Annotated in this window: 13 protein-coding genes; 11 read left to right on the top strand and 2 right to left on the bottom strand. The window is 37.3% G+C overall.

Going from position 1 to position 14,366, the window contains the following annotated elements:
• The 10 genes from ABIC15_RS04410 (at window position 1) to ABIC15_RS04365 (ending at window position 10,535) form a co-directional block, all read left to right on the top strand.
• Window positions 1-1,320 carry an O-antigen polymerase gene (locus ABIC15_RS04410; protein ID WP_354019827.1) on the top strand — a complete coding sequence of 440 codons (1,320 nt, stop codon included), beginning with the start codon at window positions 1-3 and terminating at the stop codon, window positions 1,318-1,320.
• The gene (locus ABIC15_RS04405) at window positions 1,317-2,723 is read left to right on the top strand and encodes an MATE family efflux transporter (RefSeq protein ID WP_354019826.1); all 1,407 of its coding nucleotides are present in this window, start codon (window positions 1,317-1,319) and stop codon (window positions 2,721-2,723) included. Before ABIC15_RS04410 ends, ABIC15_RS04405 begins: the two co-directional genes overlap by 4 nt.
• A gap of 3 nt (window positions 2,724-2,726) precedes the next feature.
• Window positions 2,727-3,632, top strand: a complete 906-nt coding sequence (gene rfbA, locus ABIC15_RS04400) for a glucose-1-phosphate thymidylyltransferase RfbA (RefSeq protein ID WP_354019825.1) — start codon at window positions 2,727-2,729, stop codon at window positions 3,630-3,632.
• Entirely contained in the window at window positions 3,629-4,189 is a 561-nt protein-coding gene (gene rfbC, locus ABIC15_RS04395; protein ID WP_354019824.1) for a dTDP-4-dehydrorhamnose 3,5-epimerase, read from the top strand. Before rfbA ends, rfbC begins: the two co-directional genes overlap by 4 nt.
• Complete coding sequence (gene rfbB / locus ABIC15_RS04390) at window positions 4,189-5,175, top strand: dTDP-glucose 4,6-dehydratase (protein WP_354019823.1); 987 nt, start codon at window positions 4,189-4,191, stop codon at window positions 5,173-5,175. The genes rfbC and rfbB overlap by 1 nt, the downstream gene beginning before the upstream one ends.
• A complete protein-coding gene (gene rfbD / locus ABIC15_RS04385; RefSeq protein WP_354019822.1) occupies window positions 5,172-6,035 on the top strand; it encodes a dTDP-4-dehydrorhamnose reductase in 864 nt (287 codons plus the stop codon). The genes rfbB and rfbD overlap by 4 nt, the downstream gene beginning before the upstream one ends.
• A 5-nt stretch (window positions 6,036-6,040) precedes the next feature.
• On the top strand, window positions 6,041-7,066 hold the full coding sequence (locus ABIC15_RS04380) for an NAD-dependent epimerase (RefSeq protein ID WP_354019821.1): 1,026 nt from the start codon (window positions 6,041-6,043) through the stop codon (window positions 7,064-7,066).
• A 17-nt stretch (window positions 7,067-7,083) separates the two neighbouring features.
• On the top strand, window positions 7,084-8,250 hold the full coding sequence (locus tag ABIC15_RS04375) for a nucleotide sugar dehydrogenase (protein WP_354019820.1): 1,167 nt from the start codon (window positions 7,084-7,086) through the stop codon (window positions 8,248-8,250).
• Between the two features lie 108 nt (window positions 8,251-8,358).
• A complete protein-coding gene (locus ABIC15_RS04370; RefSeq protein WP_354019819.1) occupies window positions 8,359-9,582 on the top strand; it encodes an acyltransferase family protein in 1,224 nt (407 codons plus the stop codon).
• A gap of 134 nt (window positions 9,583-9,716) precedes the next feature.
• Window positions 9,717-10,535, top strand: a complete 819-nt coding sequence (locus ABIC15_RS04365) for a tyrosine-type recombinase/integrase (RefSeq protein ID WP_354019818.1) — start codon at window positions 9,717-9,719, stop codon at window positions 10,533-10,535.
• Here the strand turns inward: ABIC15_RS04365 and ABIC15_RS04360 are convergent.
• Window positions 10,516-11,352 carry a tyrosine-type recombinase/integrase gene (locus ABIC15_RS04360; protein WP_354019817.1) on the bottom strand — a complete coding sequence of 279 codons (837 nt, stop codon included), beginning with the start codon at window positions 11,350-11,352 and terminating at the stop codon, window positions 10,516-10,518. The two genes, ABIC15_RS04365 and ABIC15_RS04360, sit on opposite strands and share 20 nt — an antisense overlap.
• A complete protein-coding gene (locus tag ABIC15_RS04355) occupies window positions 11,349-11,783 on the bottom strand; it encodes a sigma factor (protein ID WP_354019816.1) in 435 nt (144 codons plus the stop codon). The genes ABIC15_RS04360 and ABIC15_RS04355 overlap by 4 nt, the downstream gene beginning before the upstream one ends.
• Window positions 11,784-12,806: 1,023 nt before the next feature.
• Here ABIC15_RS04355 and ABIC15_RS04350 point away from each other — a divergent pair.
• Window positions 12,807-14,339 (top strand): FAD-dependent oxidoreductase, encoded by a 1,533-nt coding sequence (locus ABIC15_RS04350; RefSeq protein ID WP_354019815.1) that lies wholly within the window; start codon window positions 12,807-12,809, stop codon window positions 14,337-14,339.
• Window positions 14,340-14,366: the final 27 nt, after the last annotated feature.

The following is a 14,366-nucleotide window of genomic DNA, read 5'->3' as shown; positions in this document are numbered from 1 at the left end:
ATGATTTTTATCCTAGTAATAATGTTATTGATGTTAACATTAATATCTTACTTTTTATCAGGAAAAGATATTATCTCTCCATGGTTTATATCAAACTCTGTATATCTAATAAGCAGCTTTGCAGTTATGTTAAACTATACAAATTGGAATATTGATATTTCTCAAAAAACAGTGATCATAATCTTTTTAGCTTCTATATCTCTTGGAGCTGGGGAACTGTTAATTCGAATGTTATTTAACCCTAAAAAGAAAAAAAACAGAGAAAAAATATTTGATAATAATGCTGATAAAATTCATTTAAGTAACCTTTTTTTAACATTTAGTATTGTGTATATGACAATGGTATTTATTTGGACATTTATAGAAATATATAAATTATCCATTTTAGGCGGTAACAATGAAGGCGTAATGATGATGTTAAAGTATGCAAGAAGTCAGACTTCAGAGTATGGATTTAACACGTTTTTATCGATTTCACTAGCCTTTAGTAATTCGATTGCATATTTTTACATATTTTATATTATATATAATAAAGTTTTTTATTCTAATGACAAATTGAATAAATTTTTATATCTACCAATTATTTTATTTTGTTTGCAAATGATACTAACAACAGGTAGACAAATATTTATTCAAATTTTAACGATGACATTAATTACATTTTTTATCTTATATAAAAAGAAGTATGGGTGGAACTCGAAAAATACAAAATTATTGGCCTATTCATTAATATCTGTTGCTGTATTTATGTTAGCATTTTTCCTCTTAGGATTTTTGACTGATAAAAGTTTTTTAGGGTTTTCTAGAACTTTATCTCTCTATGTTGGAGGATCTATAGTAGGACTAGACATCTTTTTAAAAGCACCAGTATTTTATTCAAATGAATGGATTGGTAGTAATACTTTGTTTGGAATATATGCATCTTTAAACCAGTTAGGATTTAATTTTCCTAAACTAAGAGCCCCTTTAGAAAATTTTTATATTGGCTATGATAGCGTTAATGTATACACACCTTTAAGAAGATATATTCAAGATTTTTCAATAGCAGGTATGATATTTATTCAGTTTTTTATAGGAATGATGTACACAACCATCTTAATGATTATTAAAAACACCTCCAAAATAAGTAGCTTAATAATAATATTTGCGATGTTTTATTATCCAATTTCAGAGGGAGCCATTGAAGAACGATTATTCATGTTAGTTCTATCTTTAAATGGAATAGTAAAAGCTTTAGGTGTATTTATGCTTTATTATTTCATTATTGAAAAGAAATCACCTTTAAAAATTAAAAATAAGAAACTAGGCTTAGAAAAATGATATTAAATTTAAAGAAAATAAAAAATCCTTTATTGGCAAATTTTTTATATTCAATAAGTGCACAAATACTTTCATTGATGGTCAACGTAATAATGATATTAATTGTTCCAAAATTTATGGGAGTAATTGATTTTAGTTATTGGCAACTTTTTTTGCTGTATACAGCTTATATTGGTTTTTTTCACTTGGGTTTGAACGATGGAATATATCTTAAAGAGGGTGGGAAAAAAAGAAGCGAAATAAACTTAATAAATATCTCCTCTCAATTTAAAATATCTTTATTATTTCAGTTATTTGTTTCATTGATCTTACTCGTTATAACTAACTTTTTTCAATTCTCTATGGACAAAAATTTAGTATTTTTATTTACATTTATACTAATTCCTATAACTAACGGAAGTTTCTTTTTAATGTATTTATTACAAGCAACTAACGAAATAAAAAGATACGTTACTTCTATTTTTATAGAAAAATTTTTTTTCGTTGGCTGTATATTTATTTTGATTATAAATAATATCGGTGAATATGAAGCATATATTTTTGTTTTTACTCTTAGTAAGGTTGTTTCATTTGTCTATTTGATATTTAATTTTCGAGATTTAGTTTTTTCTAAGTTTGGAAGTCTTAGTTTTACGCTTAAACTAATTAGAGGAAATGTTACTGTAGGTATTTCCTTGTTATTTGCAAATCTGTCAGGATTGTTTATTATGGGATACCCTAGGCTAGTGATTGAAAGTGAATGGGGAATAAAAACATTTGGAGTAATATCGTTTTCACTAATAATAGTAAGCTTTTTCCTGATGTTTGTTAATCAAATTGGGTTGATATTATTTCCACACTTAAGAAGAATAAATGTCGATGCTTCCAAAAATATATACACTAATTTAAGAAGGAAATTAAATATTTTTCTTCCTATAATTTTTGTGATCTATGTTCCATTAATAGTGATCATGGAAATGTGGTTGCCACAATATAAAGATTCTTTTAAATATATTTATTTGATTTTGCCTATTGTACTATATGAATCAAAAGTGAATATTTTGTACAATACTTATTTAAAAGTTTATAGAAAAGAGAAACAGATATTAGTTGTCAATATTTTTGTTTTAATGTTTTCTATATTTTCTATTAATATCATTGTTCAATACTTAGAAAGCGTTACGTATGTGTTATTAGTACTAATTTTAAGTATTGCTTTACGAAGCATAATATTAGAAATTATCGTTGAAAAATTACTAGGATTGAAGAAAAGTAAAAGTATTTTTACACAAAATTTAGTTATCATGTCGTTTATTATCATTTCAATGTTATATCAAAGTAACTATGAACGTTTTTTGATTGGTGTAGTATCATACGCATTTTATTTATTTACTATCAAATTTAATAATAAATTGGAGGAATAATGTATGAAAGGAATTATCTTAGCAGGAGGAAGTGGAACAAGATTGTATCCACTCACTAAATCAATTTCTAAGCAATTGCTACCGGTATATGATAAACCGATGATTTACTACCCCATGTCGACTTTAATGTTAGCCGGAATTAAAGATATATTAATTATTTCAACTCCAGAAGATACACCACGCTTTGAACAACTACTTGGTGATGGAAAAGAGTTGGGTCTTTCGTTATCTTACAGAGTCCAAGATTCACCTGACGGTCTTGCCCAAGCCTTTATCATTGGAGAAGAATTTATTGGTGATGACTCAGTAGCCCTTGTATTAGGCGATAATATTTACTACGGTCATGGGTTTACGGACTTGCTTCAAAAAGCAGCTTCCTTAAAAGAAGGATCTACTGTTTTCGGATATCATGTTCACGACCCTGAACGTTTTGGTGTCGTTGAATTTGATGAGAATCAGAATGTGATTTCAATTGAAGAAAAACCTGAAATGGCTAAGAGTAATTATGCTATTACTGGACTTTATTTTTATGATAATCGAGTCGTGGATTTTGCTAAATCGTTAAAGCCTTCGCCAAGAGGAGAACTTGAAATTACAGATTTAAACAAATGCTACCTTGAAGACAACTCCTTACGTGTCGAGTTACTTGGTCGCGGATTTGCATGGCTTGATACAGGAACACATGAATCATTGCTTGAAGCATCGACGTTTATCGAAACTATTGAAAGACGTCAGAAACTAAAAATCGCTTGTCTTGAAGAAATCTCATATCGAATGGGATACATTTCTAAAGAGCAGTTGATTGAATTAGCGCAACCATTACAAAAAAATGCTTATGGTCAATACCTACTTCATGTTGCGAAAACAGTGAAAGATACTTCTGAGAAGAAAGCAGGTCTTACTTTATGAAAGCAATAAAAAGTAAATTAGAAGGCGTTCTTTTACTAGAACCTAACGTTTTTGGCGATCATCGCGGTTTTTTTATGGAAAGCTATAATCGTCAAGTTTTTCACGATTTGGATATTACACATGAGTTCATTCAAGATAATCATTCGCTTTCTAAAGAAGCCGGTGTGCTACGCGGTATGCATTATCAGTTGGAACCAAAGGCACAAACAAAACTCGTTCGAGTGGGAACAGGAGCAATCTATGATGTAGTGGTTGATATGCGAATTGGTTCACCGACCTACGGAGAATGGGAAGGATTCATTTTAAGTGAACATAATAAACGTCAGTTACTTGTTCCAAAAGGCTTTGCGCATGGTTTTTGTACATTGACTGAGGATGTCAATGTTCTTTATAAAGTAGATGAATTGTATTCGGCTGAACATGATCGTGGTATTCAATGGGACGATCCTGAACTCAAAATTAATTGGCCAGTATCAAGCCCAATTTTGTCAGAAAAAGATACAAAACACCCGATGTTGAAAGATGCGGAAAATAACTTTAAATGGAGTGAAAAATAATGAATTTAATTGTTACTGGTGGTGCTGGATTTATTGGAAGTAACTTTGTCCGTCATATGCTTAATACATATCCTGACTATACAATCATCAACCTTGATTTACTAACCTATGCAGGAAACAAAGAAAGTTTGGCTGATTTAATCAATAATCCTAAACATGTTTTTGTAGAAGGAAACATCACAGATCGTGATTTGTTAGATCAACTGATTACAGATTATAAAGTAGACGGCATCATTAACTTTGCTGCTGAGTCGCACGTGGATCGCAGTATCTTGAATCCAGAAGTCTTCGTCGAAACAAATATTCAAGGAACATTGGCACTGTTAGATGCTGCTCGTAAGCACAAGTTGAAGAAATATGTTCAAGTCTCAACAGATGAAGTGTACGGTTCGCTTGGAGCTGAAGGATACTTCACGGAAGATACACCGCTTGCACCAAATAGTCCATATTCAGCTTCTAAAGCTGGTGCAGATATGTTAGTCCGTTCATATTTTGAAACATACGGTATGGATGTCAATATTACGCGCTGTTCAAATAACTATGGACCGTATCATTTCCCGGAAAAATTAATTCCTTTAATGATTACGAATGCAATGGATCAAAAGAATCTCCCGATTTATGGAGATGGTGAAAATATTCGTGACTGGCTTCATGTAACCGATCATTGTGCGGCAATTGATTTAGTTTTCCACAAAGGTAAATCCGGTGAAGTTTATAATGTAGGCGGACATAACGAGAGAACAAATAATCAAATCGTTGATTTAATTGTTGACCGCTTAGATGTTTCGAAAGACTTGGTAACATATGTTGAAGATCGTTTAGGGCACGATCGCCGTTATGCGATTGATCCAATCAAGTTAGAGACAGAACTAGGATGGAAGCCAAAATATACGTTTGATACAGGGATCGTTGAAACAATTGACTGGTACTTAGCAAACGAAGCTTGGTGGCGTCCACTTAAAGAAAAAGCAGAACTCGTGAAATGAAGAAAATTATTTTAATTACAGGTGCCAATGGACAATTAGGTACGGATTTAGTTCATTTAGTCGACTCCTCATCATATGAAGTTGTAGCTTTTACGAAGCAGGGTTTAGATATTACGGATTATCTAGTTGTTGAAGAAACAATTCAACGAATTAAACCGGACTGGATTCTACATGCAGCTGCTTATACAAATGTCGAAGCAGCTGAAGATGAAGGAAAAGAAATGAATTGGCTCGTCAATGCGACAGGTACAGAAAATGTTGCAAAAGCAGCGAAGCAAGCTGGAGCAAAAATGATTTACGTCAGTACGGATTATGTATTCGATGGCACAAAAACAACCGAGTATGAAGTGACAGATCAAGTTAACCCATTGAACGAGTATGGCAAAGCTAAGTTGGCTGGAGAACAAGCTGTACAGAATATTTTAAATAAAGATGGGTACGTTATCAGAACTTCGTGGGTATTTGGAGTTCACGGTAATAACTTTGTTTATACAATGATGAAACTAGCTGAAACGCGCTCTGAACTCAATGTAGTTGCTGATCAATTTGGTCGGCCGACGTTTTCAGAAGACTTGGCACAATTTATGTTATATCTTGTTGGAGATTCTAAAATTCCAGGTGGAGTCTATCACTTTTCTAATGACGAATCATGTTCATGGTATGAATTTGCAACAGAAATTCTAGCAGACACCACTACAACAGTAAATCCATGTAATTCAGATGCTTTTCCACAAAAAGCAGAGCGTCCGCAAAATTCAATCCTCAGCTTACTCTCTATAAGCAAGTTGAATTATACAGTGCCAACATGGAAAACTTCTTTAGCAAGATTTAAAGAAAAAACTCTAGAAAATAAGGTGTGAAAATAGTGAATGTCACTGCGAAAATTTTAGTCACAGGTGCCGCTGGTTTTATTGGTGTGCATTTATCAAATCAGTTAACGAATCATGGTTATAGCGTAATAGGTTTGGATAATATGAATACTTACTACGACTTAAATTTAAAAAAAGATCGACTAGCTCAGCTAAACGATAATAGAAATTTTACGTTTGTTGAATGTGATTTAACGGATCGAGAGCGCATTAATAAAATTTTTGAAGAACATCGACCGGCAGTAGTCATTAATTTAGCAGCCCAAGCAGGAGTCCGGTATTCTATTGAGAATCCTTATGCCTATTTAGATTCAAATCTAACGGGATTCCTTAATATCTTAGAGGCTTGTCGGAACTATCCAGTCGAGCATTTACTGTATGCCTCGTCTAGTTCTGTATACGGTGGAAACAAGATTGCACCGTTCTCGACCAATCATAATGTTGACCATCCAGTCAGTCTTTATGCCGCGACTAAAAAATCGAATGAATTGATGGCACATACATACAGTCATCTCTACAATATCCCAACGACAGGACTTCGATTCTTTACAGTATATGGTCCATGGGGACGTCCAGATATGGCTTACTTCTCCTTTACGAAAGATATCCTTGAGGGCAATCCAATTAAAGTGTTTAATCATGGAAAAATGGAGCGTGACTTCACCTACATCGATGACATTGTAGAAGGAATCGTCAAACTCATTCCACTTGAACCAGAAAAGAATCCGAACTGGGATGAAAGTATTGACGAACTGGGTGCGAGTTTCGCCCCTTACCGTGTTTATAACATTGGAAATAATAGTCCCGTCCCATTAATGAAGTTCATTAATGTGTTGGAAGAAAAAATCGGTAAAGAAGCGAACAAACAGTATATGGAGATGCAGCCAGGTGATGTTCTTCGCACTTACGCAGATGTCTCCGAACTCGAGCGTGATATTGACTTTAAACCAAGCACAACAATTGAAGACGGTCTTGGAAAATTCGTTGACTGGTATAAACAGTACTACAACGTCAAATTATAAGAAAGGAGAGACTTGAAATGAAAATTACAGTAGCAGGAACAGGGTACGTCGGTCTTTCTATGGCGGTTTTACTCGCCCAGCATAATGAAGTCACATCGATCGATATCATTAAAGAACGTGTCGAGCTCGTCAATGATCGGAAATCACCAATCGTTGATGCTGAAATCGAAAACTTTTTACAAAACAAAGAATTGAATCTCCATGCCACTACCGATAATTTCGAAGCATATAAAGATGCTGAATTTGTTATTATTGCGACTCCAACGGATTACGATCCAACACGGAACTACTTCAACACTCGAACCGTTGAGAGCGTCATCGCGACAGTCCTTGCCATCAATCCGGATGCGACGATGGTCATCAAATCGACGGTACCGGTTGGCTACACACAAGAATTAAAAGAGAAGTTTGATACACCAAATATTATCTTTTCACCGGAATTCTTGCGTGAAGGACAGGCACTACATGACAATCTTTATCCATCACGTATCGTCGTCGGTGAACAATCAGAACGGGCACAACAGTTTGCTGATCTCTTACTTCAAGGAGCCATTAAAAAGGATGTGCCGATTCTTTTGACAGATTCAACAGAAGCTGAAGCCATCAAGTTATTCTCCAATACGTATTTAGCGATGCGTGTCGCGTTCTTTAACGAACTCGATACGTATGCAGAAGTCCGTAATCTTGATACGAAGCAAATCATTGAAGGTGTCGGGCTTGATAGCCGAATCGGAAACCACTACAACAATCCATCGTTTGGATATGGTGGTTATTGTCTTCCGAAAGATACGAAGCAGCTGTTGGCGAACTATGATGAAGTACCGAATAACATCATCGGGGCAATCGTTGAAGCAAACCGGACACGGAAAGACTATATTGCGGATACAATCATCAAACAAAACCCAAAAGTCGTTGGGGTTTATCGTCTAACAATGAAGACTGATTCAGACAATTTCCGGGCATCGTCGATTCAAGGCATCATGAAACGGATCAAGGCAAAAGGAATCGAAGTGACAGTCTTCGAACCTGTATTGATGGAAGATACATTCTACAATTCTCGTGTCATTCGTGATCTTGAAGCGTTTAAGCAAGAATCGGATGTCATTCTTTCGAATCGGATGCATCCTGAGTTGAGCGATGTTGAAGATAAAGTATATACACGTGATTTGTATAGTCGTGACTAATTTAGGAAATATAAACTTAGAATTCTTTTAATGTGACTCAGTAATATTAAAATATTACTGAGTGTTTTATTGTATTTAAAAAAGTTAAAAGGAGAAAGGAGAGTAGAATTGAAAACGAGATACGAAGAACTCGATTCAATCAGAGGTATTGCTTCATTAATTGTTTTAATTCACCATTGTTTACTAGTAATTCCATCAATATATGCATCTCATCTTCACCGCGATAACTCAGATATATTAATTAATATTATTTCATATTCTCCGGTGCATATTTTGTGGGCGGGACATGAGATGGTTATTTTGTTTTTTGTACTTAGTGGTTTTGTATTGTCATTACCTCAGATTGATGGGAGACCATTTCATTATAAAAATTACTTAATAAAACGGATTTGTAGAATATATATCCCGTACGTATCCATTTTAGTTTTGTCTTTTTTGATATATAAGGTCTACACGAATTTTTCCCTAATGGATGATAACTTTAAAGTTACGAGCATTTGGTTTAACTGGATGTGGTCAGAAGAAGTTAGTTTAAAATTATTTGTTTCTATGTTGCTTATGTCAGGACAAGGAATACATAATTTAAATACCGTTACTTGGAGTTTAATTCATGAAATGAGAATTTCTATAATTTTACCATTTATAATAATTTTTATTAATAGAAAAAAATTGAATAAAACAATTTTATTTAGTATATTCTCTTTTCTTATATTCATATTTATTTGGATTTTTTGTGTGTGTTTATACTTATATTTGCCGCCTAGCAGCTTTTCATTTTTCATAAACAACATCGGATATACATTTTATTATTCAATCTTTTTTCTCTTTGGAGTATTGTTAGCAAAATATAAGTTGTGTTTATCAAAAGTATTTGAAAAAATGACTATAAAATTTAGAGTATTTGTCGGATTAGTAACACTTTTAGGAATTACAAACGAATGGATTATTCCTAGAATTGGCTCAATGAAATATAGTAAAGAAATTAGTACAAGTTTATTTTTTAATTTTATAGTTGATTTTACTATAGCGTTTAGTGTTTTTTTGTTGTTTATTTTAGTACTAAGTTCAAAATATATAAAAGTTTTTTTAGGAAATCCTTTTTTACTATATCTAGGGAGAATTTCATTTAGTTTATATTTAGTTCATCCAATTGTATTAATGGCTTTTGTTAATATGTTACGTGGTACTGTGAAAATTGAACTTTTAATATTAATCGTAATTTTAAACTCAATCTTTTTTGCTCACTTTTTACAAAAATATTTAGAGATTCCTACAATTAATTTAGGTCTAAAAATAATTAAAATAGTGAATAGGCAAAGAAAAGTTGCTTAGTTTCTTCAAAAAAATAAATATTCAATAGTTTGATTTTTTTAGAAAAATGACTAAATAATTAGTCAGAATAAAACGATTAGCTTAAAAATAAAATGGGGATTTATATAGGACACTCTTTAAAGGAGGTTTGCTTAATGAATCACTTTATATACTTGAATTATTACTTGGGAAATGAAACTAATTACAGTAAATCGACAATCAAAGCTTATCGAAGTGATCTACGGCAGATGAAAAATTCTTGTGTGGGATGGTCGGTCAAGTCTCTTCAAGCATATTTTGATCAATTGATTCAACACTATAAACCAGCAACGGCGATGCGACGATACCATGCGTTGATGGCACTGGGAAATGAACTGGTCCGAGCAAAACGGATCAAAATAAATCCGATGAAACAAGTCCGTCCAATCGTTCATCAGCACGTCCAACAACGTGAGCATCATCCACTCGAAGAATCGATTCAAACAATTCGCCAAATCAATCATCCGACCTATCGTGTTTTCTTTGAGTTAATCAGTCAAACGGGCCTCCGCTTTATGGAGGCCCGTTTGTTGTCGATCGAGGATATTCAGTTTGCGAAGTCGACGTTACTTGTGCGACACGGGAAAGGGCGACGCTTAAGAACAATACCGCTTGGAGAAGGACTTGTGAGTAAGCTTCGAACGTTTTTAGAAGGACGGAAGACAGGACTCGTCTTTCAGTCTGTCCGAGGCAAAGCCATCAATGAACAGTCGGCTCGTGATGCATTACTTAAACAGTCGCTTGCTATGAGCGGGAGACCGTTACATCCGCATGATTTACGTGTCTCGTTTGCGACCTATCTCTATCAGACAGGCAACCGTAAATTACTTGAGATTCAACGATTGCTCGGTCACGGCAGCTCTCGAACAACGGAAGGCTATATCCTGACGGAGGAAACGAAGCTCCAACACATCATCAATGCGTTATCGGCATGAGACGGTTAATTGAAGAACGGGCGACTTCTGATGACGGTAAGATATACTGTTGCGTTGTCTTCGCATCACTATGTCCGAGCAGACGCATGACGGTCAGTAAATCCGCTCGATGTTCCCGGTAAATCGTCGTCGCGAACGTGACCCGTAAATCGTGTGGTCGGAGTCTACGTTTTAAGATCTGTTGACTAGCAAGCCGGAGTTGTTTTCGCGTCTGATTCGGATCCAGCAAGCCGCCAGTCGTGTTTTGAAATAAGGGTCCATCATTGGGTTGGACATCGAGATAGCGCATCAGGACAGTGACCAACTCGTCATGGAGCGGGACGTAGCGTGTTTTCTGTCCCTTGCCATGACGAACAAACAGTTGCCGTTCGGTCAGGTCGAGATCGGTCCGACGTAATTGTCGGGCTTCGTTGAAGCGAAGACCAGTATGTAAGAGCAGAAAGTAGAACGTATACATCGTCTCGTCGTGTAATGTCTCGATGACACGCCGGGCATCGGTGTAGCTGAAGGCAGTCCGGTGTTTCGGTAACGGACGGGTCGGTTTCTTAATTCGGGATAAGGGGTTCGAGGGAATAGATTTTTCAGCGACTAAGGCGTCAAATAGTGTTGCAAGCGCGTTGATTCGCCGGGAGACAGTTGTCGGGGCGTAGGTTTGTTTTAACAACGTGATGTAGCGATGCATGGAAGGGATATCGATCGTTTCGGCGTGGGTACAGAAATGACGGACGTCGGCACGATAGGCCTTTTTCGTCAGCGCACTGTAGCTCGGTGACTGTTCGATGATCGTCAGTAACCGCTCCAAGTAAAACGTCATCATAGTAGGATGTCCTGGACTTTCTGTTTGAGTTCCGACTTAAGAGATCGGAGGCGGGCCGGTGAGTAACCGAGGGTGTCCTCATTACCGTGAAGAAGAGCTTGCAGGATCGCGAATTCCTTCCGGGACAGTTCCTGTTTCAGTTGATCGAGTAAGTAGGTGAACGAGACTTGCTGCTGACGGGGGAGTTCCGGTAACGTCTCGACGGCGACTTCACCGGCGAGCGTCCGGTTGCGGGTTGCTAAGTAATCGAGCATCGCTCCCTTCGCACGAATCCGGGCGAAGGTAACGGTCATGACCTTGCCTTCTTCGATCGACTTCCAGAGTCGGAGTAGTGCGGCTTGGCGGCATTCATCCTGTTCATTCGGATGAATCGAGAGACGGGAGAGAAGAGAGTTGACGAGGGGTATCCATTGTTTTAACGCTTCATTCATTATAAGAGAATCCAATCTGAGATATGCATATCTATGTATTCCGCGGTAGTTTCAGTATAAGTAGAGTTATCCTGAAGCGAGTGGCGGAAACAGGTGGTTTTTCAAGTGGTTTTTTGTTTTGGACGCGAGAAATAGAGGGATTTTGCGTCTCGAAAGTTTAGAAAACCGTTGGCATGATTCAAAAAAGACGATTTGAAAACAGAGGATAACTCTACTTATCCAAGAGGGTGTTCGGGAAAAAATAAAAAACCTGAATCCGAAAGGGAGACAGGTTGAAAAACTAAGAAATAAAGTGTGACTCAAATTAAAATCGGTTATCTTCAGCGGATACATCGTTGGATACTTTCCCGGTGAAGATGAAGTGATAGACTTCGATAATGAGGCAACAAACAACAATAATATACAGAAAGAATGAAATCCAACTATAGTTAAATGTTGCTGGGATTAAGTAACTTAAAAACGAAAACTGTTCATTAATTATGGTATAAGCGAACGCTAAAATCAGTGTAAAAATCATCAATCTTCGATTAAAGTTCAATGGTAAACGATTAATAAATTTCGTTACTCCAACAATAAGACAAATAAATGCTAAGAGGAAAAAGGCAGAATTGATTTGATTAACAATCAACAGCTCATTGAATCCAGTCATATTACTCGAAATGTGAATGATCCATCCGACGACTAAAGAAAATACACCTATCTTTAAGTTTAACGATCCCGCGCGTAGTTGAGGAATTAGTTCATGATGATGCTTGATTATCACAATAATGATAGCGATTAAAGAAACTCCCAGTAAAAATGACATAATTAATCTCCTTTGTTTTATCAATATAAGGATAGTATAAATTAAATTTCCCTTAATTTTACTAATTTATTTGATGGATAAGGAAATGATTACAGTGTAAAGGGTGATAGATTCAAATAAGATAAAAAAGTATAAAAAAAGAATGGTTTAAGCGGAACAAGGGTAACTGTAACTGTTAGCTAAGGAAAGAAAAACTGACATTTACGGAGGCGGGCAAAATGAAGCAACTGGATGGATTTCCAACATCGTACTGGCGGACTTCGATTGAACCTTCAACTTATCCACAGCTAGACGATAACCTGACGAGTGATGTCGTCGTCATAGGGGCCGGAATTGCAGGGCTCGTCACAGCCGTTCAATTGATTGAACGGGGCTATGACGTGACGTTGATCGAGGCTGACCGGATTGCGAGCGGGACGACCGGTTATACGACGGCGAAGGTCTCATCACAGCATGGCTTGATTTATGACGAATTGATTCAGACATTCGGCGAAGAGAAAGCGAAACTCTATCACGAAGCAAATGAAGAAGCGATTCGGTTCCTGCGGGATCAGACGACACGTCTTGGGATTGAGTGTGAGCTCGAGGAACAGGATGCCTATCTCTATGTTGCTTCAAACGGACCAAAACACAAGCAACTGACCAAGGAAGCGGATGCCTACAGCCGGCTTGGTATTAATGGAGGGGACGCGACGGACGAGGTTAAAGCCAAGTTGCCGTATCCGGTCGAGCAGGCACTCGTCATCCGTCAGCAAGCCCAGTTCCATCCGGTCAAATACTTACTTGGTCTTGCCCGTCATTTCACGGAACGAGGCGGGAAGCTGTACGAACAGACACGGGCGACGTCTGTCGAGTCGAAACGGACGCCGACCGTGTTACTTGAATCGGGTCATCAGATTGAAGCGAAAAAGGTCATCGTCGCGACACACTTTCCGTTCAACGATTTTAAGGGACTCTATTTCTCGAAACTCGAAGTGGACCGGTCGTATATCGTTTCGGGACTGGTCCAGGAGGATTTCCCGGACGGTATGTTCATGAGCGCCGATAAACCAAGCCGCTCGCTCCGTCATGTGCACACGGTAGACGGGAAACGGCTTGGACTCTTCGGCGGGGAAAACCATCTGTCGGGCCATCAGACGGATACAAAAACGAACTATCAAGCGTTGGCCCATTTCGCGGCGAGTGAGTTTGGTGTAGCTGAAATCGACCAATTCTGGTCGGCGCAGGATCTGATCTCACTTGATAAAGTGCCGTATATCGGACAGATGACGAGTGACGATCCGAACATCCTGATTGCGACGGGCTTCGCCAAGTGGGGGATGACAAACGGAATTGCGGCAGGCCTTCTCTTGTCCGATTTATTGACCGGAGCGCCAAATCGTTTCCGCGGATTGTTTGATCCGAACCGGTCGAAGCTGCATAAGCAGGACGCGAAACAATTCGCGAAGAACAATGCCGATGTCGCGATTGAATTGCTGAAAGGAAAAGTGACACGTGCCAGTCAATCGGCAGACGACCTCGGCATCGATGAAGGGGGACTCGTCCGGCATGCCGGGAAGACGGTCGGCGGGTACCGGGATTCAGCCGGTGAACTCCATCTTGTCAAGACGACGTGTACGCATATGGGATGCGATGTTAAATGGAACAACGGGGAACGGTCATGGGATTGTCCGTGTCACGGTTCGCGATTTGATTACGAGGGGAACGTGCTTGAAGGTCCGGCTGTGAAGCCGTTGAAAAAAATGAATTGATTTCCTTTTTGAATGAATGAAAAAAAG

Source organism: Exiguobacterium sp. PvP048, from assembly GCF_040549175.1.
In the GTDB taxonomy this organism is placed as follows: Bacteria; Bacillota; Bacilli; order Exiguobacteriales; family Exiguobacteriaceae; genus Exiguobacterium_A; species Exiguobacterium_A artemiae.
This window is presented reverse-complemented; position numbering and strand designations above follow the sequence as displayed.